The following is a 21,592-nucleotide window of genomic DNA, read 5'->3' on the forward strand; positions in this document are numbered from 1 at the left end:
TGGGAACCGGCCTCAGGCTTTCCACGGCTTGAGCCAAAACCCCAACCCCACCAACACCAGCGCGCCGGCCAGGCTACTCAACCCCAACTGCCACCCATCGTTGTGCAAGGGGTGCAGGGCCAGCGCCGCCACACCCAACAGCACCCCGCTCAAGCCCCACTGCAATGGCCAGCCCAGTTGGCCGAGCAGTTGCTGGCGGTGCATCAGCAACAAGTTCGTCACCACGACGCCACCCAACGCCGCCAAGGCGATCCCCGGCAGGCCGATACAATAGGGCAGCACCACCAGCAAGGCGGCGTTGACCAGGCTGCCCAGCAGTTCGCAATTGAGCGGCAGGCGCGTGTCGCCGCTGGCATAGGCATAGCGAGCGAGCATCGCGTTCCAGGCGCCAAACACCAGAGGCGTGGCGAACCAGGCCAGCAGCGCCGGCAGTGGGCCATCGACGCTCTGGGCGGGCATCAGCAGATGGATCAGCGTGGGGCTGGCGCCAATCAGGCCGAAGGCCGCAGGCAGGCTCAGCAGGGTCGCTGCATCCAGGCCGCGACGCAGCAGGGCCAGGCGCTGCTGACCTTGTTCGCCGCTCATCATGCCCAGCAGCACTTGGTTGAGGCTCATCAGGGCGATCAATGGCAGGTTGATCAGCTTGCGTGCGAGGTTAACCCACGTCACCGCGCCTTCCCCCAGGAAACTGGCGATCAATCGCTCCAGTAGCGCCAGGCCCTGGCTGGCCACGTTGCTGGCCAACAACGGGCCGATGCGGCCCAGCAATTCGCGGCCTGCCAGCGGGTCGCCGCTGATCTGCCACGGCCGCCAGCCGAAAGACCAGACCGGCACCAGCAACGGCAGGCACATCAACACACTGCCGGCAAAAAAGCTCATGGCCAGTTCGGCACTGTCGCTGGAGCTGCCACGGATAAACAGGTACAGCACCGGTGGCAGATTGAACAGTAAAGAGCCCAGGCCCGGCAGGACAAAACGTTGGCGTGCCTGTAAGGGAATACTGAACAGCCCATGCATCACCAGGCCCGGCGCACAGGCGGCCAGCCAACGCAAGTTAGCGGCGGCTTCGGCATGGGCCGCCACGTCCAGGCCGGGGCCGATCAGGCGCACCCACAGCGGCGCGCCCAGCGCCAGTACGGCAAACAGCGCCAGGCCCACTCCCAGCAGGCGTGGGGATAGGCTGGCCAGCCAGGCCTGCTGGCGGTGTGGGTCGCGTTGTTGATAGAGGGGCAGGGCAGCCGCCGCAAGCAAGCCGGCGGCCAGGGTCATGCGCAATGCTTCGGGCAAAAACACCGCCACCAGAAACCCGTCGCTGCGACTGCCCGCGCCCCAGGCCGCCACCAGCAGCCATTCGCGGGCGAAACCGGCGACCAGCCCTGCGAGGGTCGCGAGGGTCAGCCAGAGCGTGCTGCCGAACATCAGTGAAACAGGGTGAACAGGCCTTTGCCACCCACCTTGTAGTTCAGATCATGGCAACGTTCGCCCATGATTTTGGCCCCGGAACCGCCAATGATTTTGTAGGGGGCTACTGCCTTGGCCACCACGGTATTGGCGCTGATCACTGAACCATAGCCCAGGTGCGTGCCGTAGCCGATCAACGCCCGGCTGCCGATCCACACGTAGTCGTCGATGTAGATCGGCCCGGAAATCGACCAGAACTCCGGTGCCTGCAAATCATGACTGCCGGCGATGATCAGCACGTGGGAGGCGATCGCCACGTGGTTACCGATCACCAGCCCGGCACGGGCGTCCACCTGGCAATGCCAACCGATTACCGAATCGTCGCCGACCACCAGATTGTGCATGCCCAGCACCTCGGTGTTACGCCACAAGCTGGAGCCCTTGCCGATCTTCGCGCCACCCAGGCGCAGCCAGGCGATGCGTACATGGTGGCTGGGGATCTTGTTGATCAAGATGTTGTAGGCCATGTCCCAGACACTGCGCCACCGGTCTTTGACGGTCGCCCAGTTTTTGCCGTAACGCGGCAGTAGCTGGGCCGCAAGGTCCTGTTTCATCCGGTGGAACAGGCGGCGCGCCACCGGGTGCTCAATCGCGGTTTCCAGATCGATGGAGCTGATCCAGAAGCGCTTGTTGTCGCCTTCGCCTTCTTCAAATACCACGTCGTTGGCCAGGCACCAGTCCAGCGCCTCTTCCAGGTCCGGCAGGCTCACGCCCATTTCAGCGGCCAGCGTGGGGAGGCGGTCACGCAAGTCGGTGGAGTGGATCATCCGGTGCTTCATGGTTGGTTATCCTTTGGCGCAATAGCAGCAACAGGGGCGGTAATGGAGGGGCGCAGACGCACCTGTTGCAGGCTCATGCCCATCAACAGCCAGAACAGCGCGATCAGTACAAAGGTGAAGCTGAAATAATGGTCGAAAATCCCCGTCAGCAGTGCCGCCAACACACCACAGAGGCACCCCAGCCACAGCGCATTGTCGGCGGTGACTTTGCGCACCTGGCCCAGGGGGCGCACTTCGCGCCACCACAACAGGGTGACGGTGATAAACAGCAGCATCCCTGGAATGCCGACTTTGTAGATGAAGTTCAGCCACAGGTTGGAGATCCCCAACAGATTGGAGCCGGGCACGGGCGGGTCGATCTTGAAGCCGATCCCCAGGGGGTAGGTCGCCATGGCGGTGGGGAACCGGGCGTACTCGTCAAAGCGGATTTCGGTACTGGCGTTGGTGGTCGAGAAGATGGTCAGCAAGCGCTCCTGCAACGGCGGATAGAACATCACCAGCGCAACGGCGAACGCCGCCCCGATACCGATAATGCGTCCGCTGTTCGGCACGCGCTTGTAGGCCAGCCAGATCAATACCAGCGCCAGGGCCACGATGGCACCACGGGAAATACTCAGCAGCAGGCCGGCACACCCCAGCACCGCCACCGCCAGGCCCAGGGCCCGACGCCAGCCGCTGCGGGTCCAGCCATAGAACAGCGCCAGGGGAATAAACAGCACCAGCACGCCACCGGTCAGGTTGGGGTGCACCCAGGGCGAGGCCATGCGCGTGTAGTTGGCAGAGAAAATATCCTTCACCGCTTCCGGGTGGGCGTATTTGAGGTCGGTGAGAATATCGATCATCGACATCGCATTGCGCGTCTTCAGGAACATGAAGATCGACAGCAGCAGCATCGCCAGGTTACCCAGCAACAGGGCGACCACCACCTTGTCGCGGTCAGCGTCGGTGCGCAGCAGCAGCGGCACGATAAACAGCATCGACAGGTTCATCAGCCAGCGCACCCAGTTCACCGGCCCGTTGCCTTCGGCATGGATGATCAGCATGCCCCAGATAAACGGAATGGTGCTGAACAGCATCAGCCACATCAGCGCCCGCTCGGTCGGTCGCCACAGCATGAAACCACGGGTCTTGCCGATGAACGATTGCCAGAACACCCCGACCCAGGTCAGGCCCAACACCGCCTCGCTGACGGTGGTACGGATGCCCAGTTGCAAGGTGGTGTAGGGAATACTGGTGGCCAGTACCGCAAAAATCAGCAAGCCCCACAGGGGAAAGCGGATCAGGGTCAAGGCCACGGCCACACCGGCCACCACCAGCATGACCTTGATCGGCGACAGAGCCAACAGCAACCCGCCGAACAGAAGGCCCAGCAGCAGACTGACGAATTTTCCTGGCAGCATTAGCGGTCCAATTCCTTGAGCAAAGTGTCCAGGCGCGCGCGATAGGCCGGTTCGGCAAATTGCCGGGCCCAGGCGCGGTGTGTGTCGCCGTCTTGCGTGGCCTCGGCGCCTGCCAGTTGTTGCATGACCTTGTGCAATTGCTCGGCGTCATGGGGGGCGAAGCGCGGGGCGTCGGGCGGCGCGATTTCATCCAGGGCGCTGCCGCGTGCCACTGCTACCGGCGTGCCGACACTCAAGGCTTCCACCACCGGCAAGCCAAAGCCCTCGGCATAGGACGGCTGCCACAGGCACGCCGCATGACAGTAGAGCGCTTGCAGTTGCCCGTCCGATAAACCGCTGCACCAATGCAGGCCCGGCAGCTCACCGAGTGTCGCCGGTACATCGCTGGGGTGGCCCACCAGAACCAAGTCCGGCACATCAGGGTTCAGCGCACGGCAGGCCTGCCATTGGCGCAGAAAGAACTCCATGTTCTTGCGCGGCTCCCGCGTGCCCACCACCAGCCAGTAACGCGCCGGCAGGTTGGCGGGCAGCGGTTCTGGCGCTGCATTCAATTCGGGCACCAGGTTGTTCAGCACGCGGAACTTGGCCCGTGCCCAGGGGAACAGGCGCGCGGCTTCATTGCAGGAAAACTGCGACGGGCACCACACCCGATCAGCCTGCCACACCGACCAGGCAATCGAGGCCCCGTCGATCAGGCGGTAGGCCAGGGCCTTGAGTTTGGAGCGATGGAAGTTGCGGTGGGTCAACTGAAACAGGTCATGCAGCACCAGTACATAGCGGGTGCCGGCGGGTTTACGGCACAACGGCAAGCCCATATTGGCGGTGGCGATGTACAGGTCGATCTGCTGCTCGTGCAGCGCCCTGGGCAAGAACCCGCGCTCGAACCGCAGGCGCACTTGTGGGCGTTGCAGGCCGTCCAGCGGGCTGGCCCAGGCCGGGCAAACGGCAGTCTGGCGCTGCGGATGCTCCAGGGGCGCTTCGCTGAACAGCACCACCTCGGTGTTGCCCCGCGCGCGCAGGGCGTCTTCCAGGGCCACGACCTGGCGGGCGATGCCCGAAGACGGCGCAACCGTGGCGGGGCGATAGTCCAGGGCTACACGCATGGCTGAGACTCCTTGGCGGTGAGCAAGCTGCGGTAGAGGTGCTCCAGTTCATTAGCCGCCACCGCCCAGTCGTGGTATTGCCGCGCGTAGTCGCGTGCCGCATCGGCCAGTCGCCCGGCCAGCGCCGGTTCATCCAGCAGGCGCACAACGGCGTCGGCCAGGGCCTCAGCGTTTTCGCCGGCCAAGTAATGTACCTGTGGCTGTACCGCCAACCCGGACACGCCCTGGGCCGTGCTCACCAGCGGCAAGCCGGCGGCCATCGCCTCCAACACCTTGAGCTTGGAGCCGCCGCCATGGCGCAACGGGGCGACAAAACCGGCGCAGCGGCGTTGCAAGGCACACAGGTCGGGAACAAACCCCAGCCACTCGATACGTTCATCGGGCCAGCGCTCGCGCCAGTGTTCGGGTAAGCCATAGCCGACCACTGCCAGGCGTGCGCTCGGGCACTGCAACCAGAGCCTGGGGAAGATCTCGTCGAGCAGCCACTGCACGGCGTCCAGGTTCGGTGCGTACTCGTAATTGCCGACGAACAACAGGCGCTGGCTCTGCGCATCGGCGCTGACCTCGGCAAAGGCGCGGCTGTCGACCCCATTGACCACCACGCTTACCGGCGTCGACGACAACGGCCGCATGGCCTGAGCGTCCGCCTCGGTCACGGCGACCACATGAGCGGCGGCATCGAACGCCTTGCGTTCCCATTGCCGGCAGCGCCACTGGTCATACTGTACAAACGGTGTGGCCCACTTGGGGAAACGGTCGTAAGTGGCGCCGCCGAGGCTCGATTCCAGGTTGTGCTCGGTCAGCACAAACTCGCGCCGTTGCTGCTGCAAGGTGCGCAGAAACGGCTGCAGGCTGTAGCTGTGTTCTACCTGAATCACGTCCCAGCGCTCATTCAACAATTGCGCAAACTGGGCCTGCAACGGTGCCGACAGGCCGTTGACCGTGGTCAACAGCGGCCAGGGCGCGAACAGGCCGCCGAGCAGGGTCAGCGGATGTTTCAGCGGCCGGCGTGGAACGACGATCAGGCGTTCGAGTAACGGCTCCAAGGCCGCATGCGCCGCGTCATCGGCCGGCGTTTTCGATTGCGCCAGCAGCGTGATGCGATGCCCGCGCTCACTCAAGGTGCGCAGCAAATGGTACTGCCGCGTCTTGCCGCCGCTGGTGGTCGGCCACGGCAGGTAGGGCACAATCCAGAGGATTCTCATGTACAGCTCTCCATGCCCGGGGCTACCACACCAGTATCTGCAAACTTGGCTTCACCGCTGGGCGAATACCGTTGTCGTCGCTCAGGGTTTGCCGGGCGCCGGTCAGCGGGTCCAGCAGTTCTGCGTGTTTGATGCCGGGCAGGCTGATGCTGCTGCCTTTGGCGCTCCAATACATCAGCAGGTGTTTTCCGTCAGGGCGGGTCCAGGCCACGCTGTAGAAGCTGTCCGGTACATCCTGCAACTGTGGCGTGTTGCCGGGTTCAAGCGTGGGGCCGGTAATCTCCAGGAAGCGGGCGAGGGCGGTGTATACCGGCTTGGGTTCGCCATCAAGGTTCAACAGGCCGTAATGCTGGTCGCGTGGCGAGGCGCGTTGGTCGAGGTCGGACAGCGCGAACAGGAAAATCTTCTGGTAGTCCTGGGACGCCATCAACGCCAGGCGGCGCAAGGTGTAGTCGGCCTGCCCGTCGATACCGATCAGGTCCTGCATCTCCTTGGGGCCGGCGTAGCTGGACCAGCCCCACTCGGTGGCCCATACGTTCTTGATCCCGGCGCCGTGCAGCATTGAGTTGAGTTGATCACCGCGCAGCAGCACTTCGTTCTTGCCCGGCTCATCGGTTTCCGGGGTCATCGAATAAGGGTGATAGGCCGCGACCATGCCCAGGTTTTGCACACCCAGCGCGCCGAGTGCTTCGAACATCAGGGTTTTGCCACGCGGCGGCATTTGGCTGTAGTACGCCATGCCGCCCATGACCTGCAGTTTGCCGGGCGCGGCAAGGTTCAGCGCCTGGTGACTGGCCAATAACAATTGCCCGTACTCCTTGGCGTCGACTTTGGGGCGCCAGTTGTTCGGTAGGTTCTGCTCGTTCCACACCTGCCAGGCATCAATAGTGGGGTAGCGTTTGGCCAGAAGTGCCAGGCGCAACGCATACACTTCCGGATCCCGCGGTCGGTACTGATCCTGGAACTGCGCACCCTTGGGGGCGGTGGTGATAAAGGGCGCCGAGCCCACCAGGTAAAACACCGAGCGGATTTTTTCAGCGGTCAGGGTGCGGTCCAGTTCATCGAAGGTGCTGAGCTGATAACCGTCTTCTTTGGGTTCCAGGCGATCCCAGTGCAGGTCGACCCGCACCCATTGCAATCCAAGCTTTTTATACTGCTTGATCTGCTTGTGGTACTGCTCGGGTGTGAACCACAGAAAGTGTGCGTTTACGCCGAGAAAGTCCTTCCAGACGACGGTGCGCTCCGGGGCCAGGTTCACCGGCTGCGCATCGACTTTTTCACTCAACAGCAGGGCGCTACCGACGGCGATTGACAGCGCCAGCGGCAAGTAGCGCCACAGTGGGCGAACGGATGACAGGTTCATCGCAACGGCTCCTCACAAGCATCCCGAAATAATTCAGCAAACCGCTGGGCCGTGTTGGCCCACTGGCGTTGGTGGCCGATTTCTCCAGCCCGGGCGGCCCATTGCTGCGCCTGTTGCGGGTCAAGGATCAATCGGCTCAAGGCGTTGCTCAAGGACGCTGTATCGCCCTGCTGATAGGTGATGCCATTACCGCCAGCCACCTCTTCGGCAAAGGCGCGGGCGTTGGAGGTGATCACCCCGCGCCCGCATGCATTGGCCCACGACAGCGCGCCACTGGTGCCGCGCATTTGCCCTAGGAAACTGAGTTTTTTCGATTCGCGATAGGGCAGCACCATCACGTGGTGCGCCTGGATCGTAGAAGGGATCTGCGCCGATGGCAGGTTCAGTTGCCAGTCCACCACATCCTCAAGATGCAGGGCGCTGATCTGCTCGCGCAGGCCATCAAGGTAGTTGCCGGCGGGGTCAAAGGTCATTTCCGGCGCGGTGCCACCGGCCAGGGTCAGGCGTACCTGGCTTCGGCATTGCGGGTGGGCGGCCAGTGACTGGGCCAGGGCCTGGAGCAGGTCTTCAATGCCCTTGCCACGGTAGATAAAACCGAAATACAGCAGGCGCAACGGTGCCAGTGGCGGCAACGCCTGGGGCACGATGGGCAGGTTGCCATGGGCAATCACCGCCACCTGTTGCGGGTGCAGGCCCATGCGCTGGCGCAGGCAGTCGCCGCCCAGGCGGGTGAGGGTGATCAGCCGGCGCATACCTTTGGCCAGGCGCCGCTCTTCGTGCAAGGTCAACGGGTCGGCCAGCAGCGCCGCCGCCTGGGGCAGCGGATGGGGCAGGCGTTCAAGTAGGGTCAAGGGGAAAAACAGCTTGGCCCGGCGCCAGATCAGGCGCTCCGGGTCATGCACCGTGGCGGTCAACGGCAGGTGCGGTTGCGCCCGGCGCAGGTACTCCAGCGCCTGGAACTCACCGAAGCGCCCACCCCCCAGTTCGGCATGCACCAGGTCCACGCCGCGCCAGTCAAAGGCCTGCAGGCGCTTCAACTGTTCAGGCAATTCCAGGCAGCCGGCGAGCGGGGTCACCACCTCCAGCCCCTGTTCGGTCAACGCATGGCGCAGATGCGCGGCGTAATCGGCGATCCCGGTCTGCTCCGGTGGCAGCGGCGCCAGCAGTGCGATACGCATCAGGCCGCCCCGCGCCAGCTGTTGAGTCGTGCCAGCACCTTGGCCGGCACTTCGAAGCGACGGCGGTTGAGGATCATGCCGTCGACTTTGCCGAACGCGGTGGTCAGCAACGACACGGCATTTTCGATCGTCGGTACGGTGCTGGTGCGGGCCTCGATCACCAGTACGATCTGGTCAGCGCGGCGCAGCGTCAGGAAGGCCTGCGGGTTGGAGGACAGCGCCGAGGCGTCCAGCAGCAACACCTCACCCGGCGTTGGCGCGCTCGCCCCATCGACCGAGACGCGGTGACCACGTTCCTCCAGCAGACGCTTGAGTTGCGAGGCGATAAAGGTCACACCCTCGCCATGGCGCGCCGAGGTCAGGCCCAGGGCAAAACCTTCGGCGGCAATGCGATCCAGGGGCAGCAGGCTGTACAAGCGGTAGAGGCTGGCGGTGACGGCTGCCGGCGTTGCGTCTTGCACATCGGGAATGCTGCTCCACAGCGGCACATGGAACATCTCCTGCAAGCGCGTGCCATCGTGGATGCGCTGGTCCAGCAGGTACAGCACATAGATGGTCAGCAAGCCCACGGCCACGCCAGCAGGAAGGGCGAACAACAGCATCAGCAGGCTCTTGGGAAACACGCGGGCCGGGTTGAGGGTGGCGTGTTCGATCAGGGCAATGTTACTGATCTGGCTATTGTCCAGTTCGTGGTCGATTCGCGCCTGTTCAAGATTGTCCGAGTACAACGCATAGCTCTTTTCGGCCGTGCGCAGTTGTTGGCTCAGGGTGTTGAGTTGCGGTTCATCGGTCATCGCCTGGTCACGCTGGGCGCGCAGTTCGGCAAGGGTCTTGTCGTAGTTCTCGATTTCCCCGGCCAGTTTGCGCTCTTGCAACTGGGCGTCGATCATTTGCTGTTTAACGTTGATCACCAGGCTGTTGGGCGCGGTGTTCTGCGAGCGTTCCAGGCGTGTAGCTTCCTGGGCGCTGAGGGCTTCCATGTCGCGGATGTTCTGCTCGATCTGATTGACCTGCGGCGTGCCCGGCAGGTAAGTGCGCAGCAGCCGAGCCCGCTCAACTTGCAGCGCATTGAGCTGGCGCTTGAGGTCGAGCTGGGTGGGGTTGAGGCTGGTTTCGCGCATCGTGACCACGTCTGCCGGCTGGCTCTTGATCTGCTGGCTGGCGTTGGCCAGGAGGCTGCGAATCCCCGATATCTGGTTCTGTGCGCTGACCTTGGCATCGGTGACGCGGTCGATCTGGTTGGTCAGGTTCTTCAGGCGTGCATCGACACTGATCGAGTCGATCTGCTTCAAGCGGCCTTGCAACTGATCTTTCAGACTCTGGATGTTCTCTGCCACCTTGGCGCGTTCGGTTTCATAGAAGGTGTGCAGGCTCTTGCGCCCGAGAATCCGCGCGCGTTCTTCGAGGTAGGCATTGACCCATGTCTCGACGATTTTTTGCGCCACCGCCGGATCGTCCCAGGTGAAGGAAATCTCGATCACCGAAGAACCCGGCTCGTGACCGGCGGTGAAGTTCTTCTCCAGTGAGGTCGCCAGGCGTTCCAGCGGGCTTTGTTTCTCGGCAAGGCCGACGAACTGCAGCACACTACGAATGCCATTGATGACTTCGCCCACGCCCTTTTTGATGTAGAACTTGGTGACCTTCCAGAAGCCTTGCGGCGGTTCGGCGGTCATCGCCATATAGCGCTCGGCGACGATATGCACGATGGGCCGGCCCGTGAGCATTTTTTCTTCGTCGACAATCGGGTCGTGCTGGGTGCTCGGGGCAATCAGCGTCTGACGGTTGGCGGCTTCGATCGGCAACGTGGTGTTGTCCCGGCCCGGCTTTACCAGCAAGCGTGCGTCCGACTCGTAGCGAGCCGGCAACAGGAAGGCACCCAGCACGGCAACGACGATCGTGGTGATCACGGCCAGTTTGAATTCGCGGCGGTAGATGAAAAACAGCCGCAGCAGGTCGCGAAGAGAGCGGATTTCGATCACAGGATCACTCCATTGCATATGGGGGTTACGAAAGGCGGGAACGCTTGGTTCGAGTGATACGAAGCCCGCTTCATAATCCTTGGCCTGCGTTGATGGTTGGGTTGTTGTAGATGGTGTTGCCGCTGTTTTTCACGTCGCTCTTGTTCAGGTCGTAATTCAAGCCAATGCCAATCCCTTTGTTGATCGGAAACAGCTTGGTGAAGTACATGTCCACGGCCTCCACCGTCGCGCCGATGCCCGACTGCGGCACAAAGATCAAATCGCCGCGCTGCAACGCCACCCGCGGGTGATTGGGGTTGGTCAGCATGCTTTCCAGGCTGATGAAGTACGTCCTGTACTTGCCATCGGGCCCGGTACGCAGCAAGGCCACGTTGGAGGCATCCGCCGAGGGCAATACACCACCGGAGCTGAGCAGCGCCTGCTCGACGCTGACGTTGCCGGCCAGGTCGAAAAACGCCGGGTTGGACACCGCGCCGCCGATAAACACCTTGTTGCTCGGTGCGCTGGCGATGTTCACCGTCACCGCAGGTTCGCGGTAGATGCGCTTATACTTCTCGGTGATCTCCTTGCCTAGGTCTTCGGGCGTGCGCAAGGCCGCCTTGACCCGGCCAATGTTGGGCACCGAGATCACGCCGTCGGGGCGCACCACGAACACCGTCATGTCATCGGCCGCCGCCGGTTCCTGGGCATCACGCACGATACGCAGCGAGTCGCCGCTCTGGATCAGCACCTGCGGCGGTGGCAGGTCGGCCAGGGTCAGCGCCGCTTGATGGCCGGCCTTGAGCGTAGTGTTGTCAGGAAGCGGCACCCGCGCGGGGGTCGAACAACCGGCCAGCCAGATTGAGGTGCTCAAAAGGCCGAGCAGGGTAAGACGGAAACGTCGGTTGATAGTCTTCATGACGGCTCAAGTCCAGTAGGTGGAAAACATGCCCAGGCGCCGTTTAAGCGCGTTGGGCAGGTGGCGTTCAAGGTGGCCGAGGCGATAGCCCAGCAATTTAAAGGCACTGCGCACCACCACTTCGGGGGCGCGATACAGCGCGTTGGCCTCGCGCAATGCGTGCAGTTCGGCCAGCACATAACGTTTGCCTTCGCCGCCGGCGTCGCCAAACGCCTGGCGAATCCACGGTTCGCGGCCGTAGAACACACCGATATCGAAGTAGCGGCGAAACTCTTCCAGCAAGCGGTAATCGTGGGAGTGATACACCTGCGCGCTCGCGGCATAGCGCACCTGGTAACCGGCCAGCAGCATGCGCGCGGCCACATAGGCGTCTTCACTGCCAATCACATCCCGGGGGAAACCGCCCACCGCGCTCAGGGCGCTGCGTCGGTACACCGAAAACGAGTCAGAGCTGAAGCAGGTCTTGATGCCCAGTTGCGCTGCATCGTCCAGGCGCTTGGTGCGGCTGGCCGCCGGGTAATTGAAGTGCCGCGACTGCGCGCCGAGCACGCCGGCGCCGGGGTGCGGCAGCTGCCGTCCATAGGCCACGCCATTGAGCGGCTCCAGTTGCAGCTCGCTGATCAGGTTGGCGAAGGTCTCGGCGGTGGCGGGAATCGCGTCCTGGGTCATCACGATCAAGGCGTCGCCGCCCACCTGTTCACTGGCCCAGCGCCGGGTGCCGCCGTGGTTGAAGTCGCGGGCATCAATCACCTCCACACGTGCGCCAAACTCGCGAAAGCGCGCCACGGTGTCATCGCTCGATGCGCTGTCGACCACCAGCATCTCGTCCGGTTGCAACGTCTGCATGCGCAGCGCTGGCAACAGGCGGTCCAGGTGACTGGCCGCGTTGCGGGTGGGGATGATCAATGACGTACGCATCAGGGCTTCACTTCAACTGGCGCGCGGCCGTAGATGTCGTCATAACGCACGATGTCGTCTTCACCCAGGTACTCACCGCTCTGTACCTCGATCATCACCAGGTCGATGATGCCGGGGTTGGTCAGGCGGTGCTTGTGCCCGGCGGGAATGTAGGTGGACTCGTTCATGTTGAGCAGGATCTCGCGTTCGCCATTGGTGATCATCGCTGCGCCGCTGACCACTACCCAATGCTCGCTGCGGTGATGGTGCATTTGCAGGGACAGCGAGCCTTTGGGCTTGACCACGATGCGCTTGATTTTGAACCGCGTGCTTTCCTCCAGCACCGTGTAGGTGCCCCAAGGCCGGGTGACAGTGCGGTGCAGGCTGAACGCCGGGTGATTCTGGCGCTTGAGTTCGGCAACGATATGCCGCACGTCCTGGCTGCGATGGGCGTCGGCGATCAGCAGGGCGTCCGGGGTGTCGACGATGATCAGGTCGCGCACGCCCACCGCACCGAGTACCCGCTTGGGCGAATCGATGTAGCAGTTATGTACGTCGTGCAGGATCGCCTCGCCATTGATCTGGTTGCCATTGTCATCACTGGGCGTGAGTTGGCGCAGGGCTTCCCAAGAGCCGATATCGCTCCAGCCAATGTCGCAGGGCACGACCGCAACCTGGGCGGATTTTTCCATCAGCGCCACATCAATGGAGATATCCGGCGCGGTGCCGAAACCTTCAGGGCTCAGTTCGCGCTGGCGACTGCTGCTGTTTTGCAGGCTCTGGCTGTGCTCCAGTGCAGCCTTGGCCGCCTCCAGAACCGCCGGGGCGTGGCTGGCCAATTCTTCCAGCAGGGTGGCTGCCTTGAAGCAGAACATGCCGGCATTCCACAGGTGCTTGCCGCCGTCCAGGTAGCCTTGGGCGGTGGCTTGGTCGGGCTTTTCGACAAAGCGCTGCACCCGAAACCCAGCGCCCAGTGCCGGCCCTTGTTCGATATAGCCAAAGCCGGTTTCTGCTCGGTCAGGCTGGATGCCAAAGGTCACCAGGTAACCGGCCTCGGCCAACGCGCGGGCTTTTTCCACCGCCTGGGCAAAGGCGCCTTCATCGAGGACCAGATGATCGGCCGGCATCACCAGCAACTGCGCGTCTGCGCCGAAATGCTCCTGCACATGCAACGCAGCCACGGCGATGGCGGCGGCGGTGTTGCGGCCAAACGGCTCCAGCAGCAGGTCGAGGCCCAGGCGCTGGGTGTTCACCGCGCGGTAGTCGTCCAGGGTGCGAAACAGCAGGTCGCGGTTGGTCACGGTCAGGATGCTGTCGACGCCCGGCAAGTGACTGGCCCGCAGGAAGGTCTTCTGCAACAGGCTCTGGTCGTCGCGCATGCGCATGAACGGCTTGGGCATGTTCTGCCGCGAAACCGGCCACAGCCGCGTACCCGAACCACCGGAGATGATGCACGGGATCAATCCGTTAAGTGGGTTCATCAATAGACTTCCTTGGTGGAAAGAACGGCCGGGACCGTCATGAAAACGATGTAGAGGTCCAGCCACACGGACCATTTGGCGATGTATTCCAGGTCGTATTCGACCCGTTTCTGAATCTTGAACAGCGTGTCGGTCTCGCCGCGGTAACCATTGATCTGCGCCCAGCCGGTGATGCCAGGCTTGACCCGATGGCGCGAGCTGTATTCGCTGACCGCTTGCTCGAAAGGAATCCCGGCCGCCTTGGTGGCCGTGGCGTGGGGGCGCGGGCCGACCATCGACATATTGCCCAGCAGTACGTTGAACAGCTGGGGCAGCTCATCGATGCTGGTCTTGCGGATGATCCTGCCGACCCGGGTAATGCGCGGGTCCTGGCGCGTGGTCTGGTTTTCGGCGTTGAGGTCGGTCTGTTCGACGTACATTGAGCGGAACTTGAATACCCGGATCAGGTTGTCGTTGTAGCCAAAGCGCTTCTGGCGAAACAGCACCGGGCCCTTGGAATCGAGTTTGATCGCGATGGCGGTCACCAGCATCACCGGCGACAGCAGCAGCAGGCCGATGCTGGCCAGCAGCAGGTCTTCACAACGTTTGATAAAGGGCGACCAGCCCCGCAGTGGCAACTGCGAGGTGTTGAACATCAGGATGCCGCCCACATCGGTGATGCGGTTATGGCCGTAGCGCAGGGCGGCCATATCCGGCACCAGCATGACGTTCACCGACATCTGCCGCAGGCGCTTGACCAACCCATTGATGCGCTGCTCGGCAGCCCAGGGCAGGGTGATCATCACCTGGTTGACCTGTTCGGAGCGGATCAGCTTTTCCAGGTCGCGGGTATTGCCCAGCAACGGCAGGCGGCTCAATTCCTTGGGAATGCGCTCGGTACGGTCGTCGATAAAACCGATCAGGCCGGAGCGGATGTCACTGTTGCGCGACAGGTGTTCAGCCACATGCACGGCCGTGTCGGTAAAGCCCAGGATCACGGTGCGCTGGAGGAATTTGCCGTTATCCATCAGATGGCGGTACAGGCGCAGCATCAATATCCGCTCCACGCCAAACAGCACCAGGCTCATGGAAAACCAGGCCGCCAGGTTGCGTGGGCTCAACTGTGGGAAGAGCAGCAGGATCTGGTACATGAACAGCAGGATGCAAAACGCCGAGACCCAGGCCACCAGCATCACGCGAAAACGCAGGCGGTTGCTGAACAGATCCTCGGAGTACACCCCCAGAGCCTGGAACAGAATGATGGTCAGGAGCGCAAAAAACACCAGCAGGCCCAGGTAGTGGTTGCGCATGTGCTCGGCGACGGGGTCCGGGTAGAACAACAGAATAATGGCCGGCACCACAGCCGTAAGGCCGTGGATCAGTTTCACGAAAACGACAAAAAACTCAACGAAACCGGGACGAGTCAGAAACAGGCTATCGACCGACGATTTACCGCGCATAAATCAGATCCTCAATACACCACCAGAACGTTCCTATTCGTTTGCTCATCCATAAGGCAGCTTTGCTTTACAAGTGGTGCAAATCGAACAACTGCTGTTGCTGGGTAATACGTAATGCCTGTTCAGACGCAGGAATTTACGGAGTGATGGCTAAATAGTGGCTCTCTTGAGGGTCCGTGTCAATGTTTTGGCTTTTTGGCCTTTGCCGTCAATGGCTCTCGTAAGGCCTCCATGATATGACGATTAATTGACATAAGAGGGGACGCTTTCAGAAAAATCGAGAATTGATGCTGGCTTTTTGGAGTGTAGGAACAAACGTAGGGATTTGCCTGGCAGCGAAAAAAAGCTTTCTGACGATGGCAGGAAGGGGAAGTTGTAGGAGCGAGCATGCTCGCTCCTACAGGAGGGGCAGTGCCTAGAAGTTGCCTTTGAGGCTCAGGGTCAGGTTGCGCGGCTCTCCATAGAGATTACCCCAGCCTGAGGTGCCCACGGTCTGGTAGTAATTTTTATCGAACAGGTTGTTGCCATTGAGCGCCACGGTCCAGGTGTCATCCACCTGATACGCCAGGCGTGCATTCCACAACGCATACCCGGCCTGTTCCAGTTTGATGGTTTGCAGCCGGTAGTTGCTGCTTTGGGCGTTGACCCCTGCGCCGACTGTCCATTTCGACAGCGCACCGTCCAACTGGTAGTCGCCCCACAAGCGCAGCATATGCCGTGGCACGTAAGTGTTGGACACCGCGCCTTCGGCTGCGCTGTCGATGTTCTTCAGGTTCTTGGTTTGCGTGTAGGTATAGCCGCCAAACACTTGCAGGCGCTCGATCAATTCGCCGCTCAGCTCGGCCTCGACCCCTTGGGCGCGAACTTTGCCCGTGTCGGTGTAGCAGTAGCCGTCGGAGGAGCTGCCGCAGCGGGTCTCGAAATCGGTTTGGGCGGCGTTTTTTTCGATGGCGCGAAACAGCGCCAGGGAGCTGTTCAGGCGCCCGTCAAACCATTCGCCCTTGATGCCCAACTCATAGTTCTCACCCATTTTCGGCTTGAGGGCCGAACCGCTGACCGTAGCGTAGGAGCTTTGTGGCTGGAAGATATCGGCGTAGCTGGTGTACACCGAAAGGTTGTCAGTGAGGTCGTAGATCAGCGCGGCGAACGGCGTGACCACCCCGGTTTCCTTGGTGCGTGCATCCTGGTCGGTCCACTCGCCCCAGGCCAGGTTCAGGGACTCACGGCGGTTTTCATACCAACTGACGCGACTGCCCAAAACCAGCATCAAAGGTTCGGCCAGACGCAGGCGCAAGGTGGCGTAGGCACCGTATTGAGTGGCGGTTTCCTTGACCGTGCCGCCACGGTACATGTTGGGCCAGAAGGTGTCGTCGGCAGGTTCCGGGAAGTGGTGGTTGGGGTTGAAGACGCTTTGGCGCTGGGGCAGGTTGCGGATCGCATAGACATCGTCCTGGGTGCCACGGCTGCCATTGGCGCCGAGGATCAACTCATGTTGCAGGCCAAAGGCTTCGAATTGACCATCGATGTAGGCGTCCAGGCCGTAGTCTTTGTGATCGTAGTCCAGCAAGGCTGCATAGCTGGTGAGCGTGGGGGCCGGGTTACCATAGTCCACGGTGCTTTCGCTGGCGGCGTATTTGATGTCTTGCAGGTTGCGGCTATGCACGGCGCTGACTTTGAGCTTCCAGTCGTCGTTGAAGTGATGGGTCAGATCGGCGAACAGCGTGGTGCGCTGGCTTTGCCAATCGTTCCAGGCCTGGCCCAGGCAGGTGGAGCGGCTCAGGCCGAGGCTTTTGCCGTCACGATAACGCGGCAGGCCGCTCCAGCACGGCGTGGAGTCGACATCCTCATAGCTGGCCCCGAAGCCCAGGGTGGTATCAGGGCTGACATCCATGTCCAGGGCCGCGTAAAACGCCTGGTCCTGACGCTTGGCAAGGTCCATGTACGAGCCACGATTCTGTTGGCTAACCGCCGCGCGGCCACGCACCGTGCCGCTGTCGTTCAATGGGCCGCCGGTGTCGAATTCGGCGTGATAGTTATCCCAGGTGCCCGCCGAGAGGCCAAGGCTGGTGGTGGGCTTGTCCTGGGGCCGTTTGCGTACGAAGTTCACCGCACCACTGGCGGTGCCGGCGCCCTTGAGCATGCCAGCAGCGCCCTTGAGGACTTCCACCCGATCATAGATCGCCATGTTCGCGCTGAAACTGTCGGCCTGTACGTAGTCCTTGCCGATATCCAGTGGCACGCCGTCGAATTGGTATTGGCCGAGCATCTTGAAGCCCCGGGAGTAAAAATACTTGCCGCCCATGGGTGATTCGTAGCTGGTGATGCCTGGGGTGCGCTCCAGCAATTGGTCGATGGTGGTGATGTTCTGGTCATCCATCAGCTTGCGGGTCATCACACTCACCGATTGCGGCGTGCGTCGCAGGCTGTGTTCGCCCTTGCCGATGGTCACGGCGCCGGTGGTGTAGGAGCCGGTGCCTTCGGTGGTGGCGCCCAAACGATCACCGGTGATGGTGGTGGCGCCCAGGTTCAGCGTCGAGCCGGCTTGCTGCTGGGGTAGCAGTAACCAAGCGTTCTGGCCCTGGCTTTGCGCCTGCAAACCCTGGCCCTGAAGTAACCGGTTCAGGGCCTGTTGGGGGGCCAGGGTGCCGCTCAGCCCCGGGCTGCTTTTGCCTGCCACGCTGCCAGCGTCATACGACAGGCTGATACCGGCCTGCCGCGCAAACTGATCAAGGGCGCCCGCCAGCGGCCCAGGCGCAATATTCCAGGCGCGGGCCTGGCGCTCGCTGCCGGGCTCCTGGGCACTTGCGGTATACGGCAAGGCGCTGGCCGCCACGCACGCGCCAAGGAGGGTGGCATTGAGGGCGTGTCTGAGGGGTGAACGTTTGGAGGGGAACGCTTGCATGACCGCGGGATGCTCCTGAAGGAAGTGGACAACACGGGCCTGTTGATCGGCCTCTCCTTACAGGTCGAATGGCAATGAGAATTCACCTCATTTATTTTGCAAGGTCACACGCGAGCGGAGACGGTCACCCAGTAACGGCTACGGTAGGTCACATCGATTGCCAGCGATTGCGCCACCAACTTGAGCACCTGGTCGGTGTCGTCCAGTTGGTAAGTACCCGACACCCGCAGCCCCGCCACGGCTTCGCTGCAACGCAGCAACCCATTGCGATAGCGGCCCAGCTCGGCCAGGAAGTCCTCCAGACGCATGTTGTGGGCGCTGATCACCCCGTCACTCCAGGCCCAAGGGTCCAGGCCGTTGTTGGGGGACGGGCGGATACCGCTACGGTTGAACACTACCTGTTCGCCAGGCTTGATCACTTGGCGTGCCGTGCCGTCATGGCGGTCGGCAAACACCGCCACCGCACCCTGCTGCACGGCCAGCAGGGTGCCTTGGGGTTCTTCGCGCACCAGCAAGCGTGTGCCCAGGGCGCGTAGGTAACCGTCGCGGGTATGCACCCATAGCGGACGGCGGTCGACGCCGGTATTGATCAATATTTCACCCTGGCGCAGGTTCACCAGCCGTTGTTCGGCGCTGGAGGTAATGTCGACGGCGCTGGCGCTGTTGAGCTGGACTTTGCTGCCATCCTCCAATGCTACCCAGCGCCGCTCGCCAGTGGCGGTGCGGTAGTCCGCCATCAAGGCGGGCAGGGGCGTGTAGTCGCGGCCCAGCCAGGCTAAACCTGCGGCGCCGGCAAACAGCCCGAGCATTTTCAGGCCTTCACGACGGCTGATGTGCCGGCGTGCGCCGTCGAGTGCATGGCGACTGACATGCGCCGGCAAGTGGTTGAAATCGTCATTCAGGGTGGCGACCCGTTGCCAGGCCTGCTGATGCGCCTCGCTGGTCTGCAGCCACTGCTCAAAGGCCGCGGTGCTGGCGTCGTCGGCGGTGTTGTAGCGCAGCTTGATCATCCACTGGATGGCCTGGTCGACCAGGCGCGAGTCAGGAGTCGGCATAGCGCAACCGGTAACAGGCGTGCAGCGCCTTGGACAGGTCGCGCTCCACTGTGGCCTTGGACACGCCCAGGCGCAGGGCGATCTGTGGACAGGTCAGGCCGTCCAATTGGGCCAACAGAAACGCCTCGCGCACCCGTGGCTTGAGCTGGTCGAGCAAACGGTCGATGCGCTCCAGGCTGTCGAGGATCAGCAGCCGTGTTTCCTCGCTCGGCACCTCCATTTGCGCAAAGTGCGCCAGGCTTTCCAGGTAGGCGCGTTCCAGTTCGCGGCGCCGGTATTGGTCGATCATCAAGCTGCGCGCGATGCTGCTCAGGTACGCGCGCGGCTGCTGCAAGGTCTGTTGCTGACGCGCGTTGAGCAGGCGCACGAAGGTGTCCTGCGCGAGGTCGGCGGCGCGCTCATGGCAACCCGTGCGCCGGCTCAACCAGCCCCGCAGCCAGGAATGGTGGGCTTGGTAAAGCTGGCCGATGGCAGCAAGGTCCAGTGGGTGATTGCTCGACATGGTCATCCTGGCGCAGCAGGCTTAATTGATAATGTTTCGCATTCTAGACGTTGGTTGTGGCATTCAGCAATCACTCGGTTCGCTGCGTGAGCAATGTATCCAGCACAATTTTTTGTAGCGCCTGCCAGCGCCGATTAATCTGGATTTTTTCCCAGCGGACGGTTCGACCATGATCAGCCTCGTCACACTTGGTGTTTTTTCCGGCGCTGTGTTGCTGTTGTTGCTGTCACCGGGGCCGAACATGGCATTTGTCATCAGTCAGGGCGTCACCCATGGCTGGCGCGGCGGCGTTGCTTCGGCCCTGGGCATTGGCGTGGCCGACCTGTTGCTGACAGCGTTGACCGCCATGGGGGTGACGGCGTTGGTCGCCAGTTGGCCGCCAGCGTTCGACCTGATCCTTTATGCGGGCGTGATTTACCTGCTGTGGCTGGCCTTCAAAACCTTGCAAAAACGCCCCGGCCTGGACACCGCCCGCGTCGGCCGCGTGGCGTTGGGCCGAGTGTTTCTGCAGGCCATGCTCAACAGTTTGCTCAACCCCAAGGCGTTGTTGTTTTTCATGGTGTTCCTGCCACAGTTTGTGCGGCCCGAGGCGGGGCCCATCGCCTTGCAACTGATGGTGCTGGGCGGCGTGCTGACGTTGATCGCGAGCGTGTTTCACATGCTATTGGGCCTGTTTGGCGGGGCGCTCAGCCGCGTCTTCGCCAAGCGCACCAAAAGCGCCTGGCTGCAGAAGTGGGGCTTGGCAGCGGTGCTGACGGCGTTGGCGGTGCGCTTGGCGGTGATTTCGCGTCCTGCCTGAATGACAGGCGGGAAGCCAAGCAAGTTTCTTTGTGGCGGGGGGCCCGACAGCCGACGCTCATCTACCAGACACCCCGCAATCCAACTGTGGGAGCTGGCTTGCCTGCGATGGCGGCCTGCCAGCCGACGCTTCTCTACCTGACACCCTACGATCCAATTGTGGGAGCTGGTTTGCTCGCGAAGGCGGCCTGCCAGCCGACACCGGGTATCAGACCGAGCACATATCCATTCCTGCGGTAACGGCCACTTATTTGACTGAAGAGATACCTTTGGCCAGCTTTGCCGCGACTACCAGGTCAGTCGAAAGACTGGCTACGACTGGACAGCCGTTGAGCACCGAAAGAATCAAAGGGAGTTTCGTACAGCGGACTAGGACTTACCTCACGTTCAAGCGTTGAAACCGGTTCATTCCCACGGACCTTCCCAGTCGCTGCAAATTCAGCGACCGGACGTGAGAAATCCAACTTCACCCCAGCCGCGCAGCTGCCCGCGCAACAATCTCCCCGCGCACTCTGCGTGACTCCACCGTGCGCTTGTTGGCTTCCTCCAGCACATGCCGGGGCGCCGTCTCCGGGCGGCCTGAGTCAAACGGTGGGGCCGGCGCGTATTCGATCTGCAGTTGTACCAGTTGCGCCGCCGCTTCGCTGTACAACTCCGCGGCCAGAGTCAGGGCAAAGTCGATGCCGGCGGTGATCCCGCCGCCGGTAAACAGGTTGCCGTCACGCACCACACGTTCCTGTACGGGAATAGCACCGAGCGGGGCGAGCAGGTGGCGGTAGGCCCAATGGGTGGTGGCCTTGCGACCGCGCAGTAACCCTGCCGCGCCCAATACCAATGAACCGGTGCACACCGAGGTCATGTAGCGCACTGTCTGTGCCTGGGCCTTGAGAAAATCCAGGGTTTGCGGGTCTTCCATCAAAGGGCCCACACCGGCGCCGCCGGGTACGCAGAGCACATCCAGGTTCGGGCAGTCGGCATAAGTGATGGTCGGCGTGAACACCAAGCCCGTGCTGGAGGTGATCGGCGCGAGGTCTTTCCACACCAGGTGCAGTTTCACGTCTGGCAGCGAACCGAGGACATCATAGGGGCCGGTAAGGTCCAGTTGCTGGATGCCGGGGAACAATAGAAAACCGATCTGCAAGGTCATGGTTC

At 62.2% G+C, this 21,592-nt stretch carries 17 protein-coding genes; 1 reads left to right on the forward strand and 16 read right to left on the reverse strand.

The window, feature by feature from the left end:
* Positions 1-12 precede the first annotated feature (12 nt).
* From AB9N64_RS27875 to AB9N64_RS27945, 15 genes are all read right to left on the reverse strand, one after another.
* Positions 13-1,419: a lipid II flippase MurJ gene (locus AB9N64_RS27875; protein WP_014717830.1), complete on the reverse strand. Its 1,407-nt coding sequence runs from the start codon at positions 1,417-1,419 to the stop codon at positions 13-15.
* The gene (locus tag AB9N64_RS27880) at positions 1,419-2,240 is read right to left on the reverse strand and encodes an acyltransferase (RefSeq protein WP_014717831.1); all 822 of its coding nucleotides are present in this window, start codon (positions 2,238-2,240) and stop codon (positions 1,419-1,421) included. Before AB9N64_RS27880 ends, AB9N64_RS27875 begins: the two co-directional genes overlap by 1 nt.
* Positions 2,237-3,640: an O-antigen ligase gene (locus AB9N64_RS27885; RefSeq protein ID WP_014717832.1), complete on the reverse strand. Its 1,404-nt coding sequence runs from the start codon at positions 3,638-3,640 to the stop codon at positions 2,237-2,239. Before AB9N64_RS27885 ends, AB9N64_RS27880 begins: the two co-directional genes overlap by 4 nt.
* Entirely contained in the window at positions 3,640-4,743 is a 1,104-nt protein-coding gene (locus AB9N64_RS27890) for a glycosyltransferase family 1 protein (RefSeq protein ID WP_014717833.1), read from the reverse strand. Before AB9N64_RS27890 ends, AB9N64_RS27885 begins: the two co-directional genes overlap by 1 nt.
* Positions 4,734-5,948, reverse strand: a complete 1,215-nt coding sequence (locus AB9N64_RS27895; protein WP_191949181.1) for a glycosyltransferase family 4 protein — start codon at positions 5,946-5,948, stop codon at positions 4,734-4,736. Before AB9N64_RS27895 ends, AB9N64_RS27890 begins: the two co-directional genes overlap by 10 nt.
* A 22-nt stretch (positions 5,949-5,970) precedes the next feature.
* Positions 5,971-7,311, reverse strand: coding sequence for a beta-galactosidase (locus tag AB9N64_RS27900; RefSeq protein ID WP_014717835.1), 1,341 nt, complete (start codon positions 7,309-7,311; stop codon positions 5,971-5,973).
* Positions 7,308-8,489 (reverse strand): glycosyltransferase, encoded by a 1,182-nt coding sequence (locus tag AB9N64_RS27905; RefSeq protein WP_371359811.1) that lies wholly within the window; start codon positions 8,487-8,489, stop codon positions 7,308-7,310. The genes AB9N64_RS27900 and AB9N64_RS27905 overlap by 4 nt, the downstream gene beginning before the upstream one ends.
* Positions 8,489-10,468, reverse strand: coding sequence for a GumC family protein (locus tag AB9N64_RS27910; RefSeq protein WP_371359812.1), 1,980 nt, complete (start codon positions 10,466-10,468; stop codon positions 8,489-8,491). Before AB9N64_RS27910 ends, AB9N64_RS27905 begins: the two co-directional genes overlap by 1 nt.
* Before the next feature lie 70 nt (positions 10,469-10,538).
* Positions 10,539-11,366 (reverse strand): polysaccharide biosynthesis/export family protein, encoded by an 828-nt coding sequence (locus AB9N64_RS27915; RefSeq protein WP_014717838.1) that lies wholly within the window; start codon positions 11,364-11,366, stop codon positions 10,539-10,541.
* A gap of 6 nt (positions 11,367-11,372) precedes the next feature.
* Positions 11,373-12,284 carry a glycosyltransferase family 2 protein gene (locus AB9N64_RS27920; RefSeq protein WP_014717839.1) on the reverse strand — a complete coding sequence of 304 codons (912 nt, stop codon included), beginning with the start codon at positions 12,282-12,284 and terminating at the stop codon, positions 11,373-11,375.
* Entirely contained in the window at positions 12,284-13,744 is a 1,461-nt protein-coding gene (locus tag AB9N64_RS27925; protein ID WP_014717840.1) for a mannose-1-phosphate guanylyltransferase/mannose-6-phosphate isomerase, read from the reverse strand. Before AB9N64_RS27925 ends, AB9N64_RS27920 begins: the two co-directional genes overlap by 1 nt.
* Positions 13,744-15,183, reverse strand: a complete 1,440-nt coding sequence (locus AB9N64_RS27930; RefSeq protein ID WP_014717841.1) for an undecaprenyl-phosphate glucose phosphotransferase — start codon at positions 15,181-15,183, stop codon at positions 13,744-13,746. Before AB9N64_RS27930 ends, AB9N64_RS27925 begins: the two co-directional genes overlap by 1 nt.
* Before the next feature lie 415 nt (positions 15,184-15,598).
* Positions 15,599-18,085 (reverse strand): TonB-dependent siderophore receptor, encoded by a 2,487-nt coding sequence (locus AB9N64_RS27935; protein WP_014717842.1) that lies wholly within the window; start codon positions 18,083-18,085, stop codon positions 15,599-15,601.
* A gap of 104 nt (positions 18,086-18,189) precedes the next feature.
* Positions 18,190-19,140, reverse strand: coding sequence for a FecR domain-containing protein (locus AB9N64_RS27940; RefSeq protein WP_014717843.1), 951 nt, complete (start codon positions 19,138-19,140; stop codon positions 18,190-18,192).
* The gene (locus AB9N64_RS27945; protein ID WP_014717844.1) at positions 19,127-19,642 is read right to left on the reverse strand and encodes a sigma-70 family RNA polymerase sigma factor; all 516 of its coding nucleotides are present in this window, start codon (positions 19,640-19,642) and stop codon (positions 19,127-19,129) included. Before AB9N64_RS27945 ends, AB9N64_RS27940 begins: the two co-directional genes overlap by 14 nt.
* Before the next feature lie 169 nt (positions 19,643-19,811).
* Between AB9N64_RS27945 and AB9N64_RS27950 the strand changes: the two genes are divergently transcribed.
* Positions 19,812-20,441, forward strand: a complete 630-nt coding sequence (locus AB9N64_RS27950; RefSeq protein ID WP_371359813.1) for a LysE family translocator — start codon at positions 19,812-19,814, stop codon at positions 20,439-20,441.
* Positions 20,442-20,906: 465 nt separating this feature from the next.
* On the opposite strand, the gene AB9N64_RS27955 is transcribed toward AB9N64_RS27950, so the two are convergent.
* Positions 20,907-21,587, reverse strand: coding sequence for a DJ-1/PfpI family protein (locus tag AB9N64_RS27955; protein ID WP_371359814.1), 681 nt, complete (start codon positions 21,585-21,587; stop codon positions 20,907-20,909).
* Between the last annotated feature and the right edge of the window lie 5 nt (positions 21,588-21,592).

Origin of the sequence: Pseudomonas sp. KT_2_4 (genome assembly GCF_041410225.1) — a bacterium.
Lineage (GTDB): Bacteria > Pseudomonadota > Gammaproteobacteria > Pseudomonadales > Pseudomonadaceae > Aquipseudomonas > Aquipseudomonas paracarnis.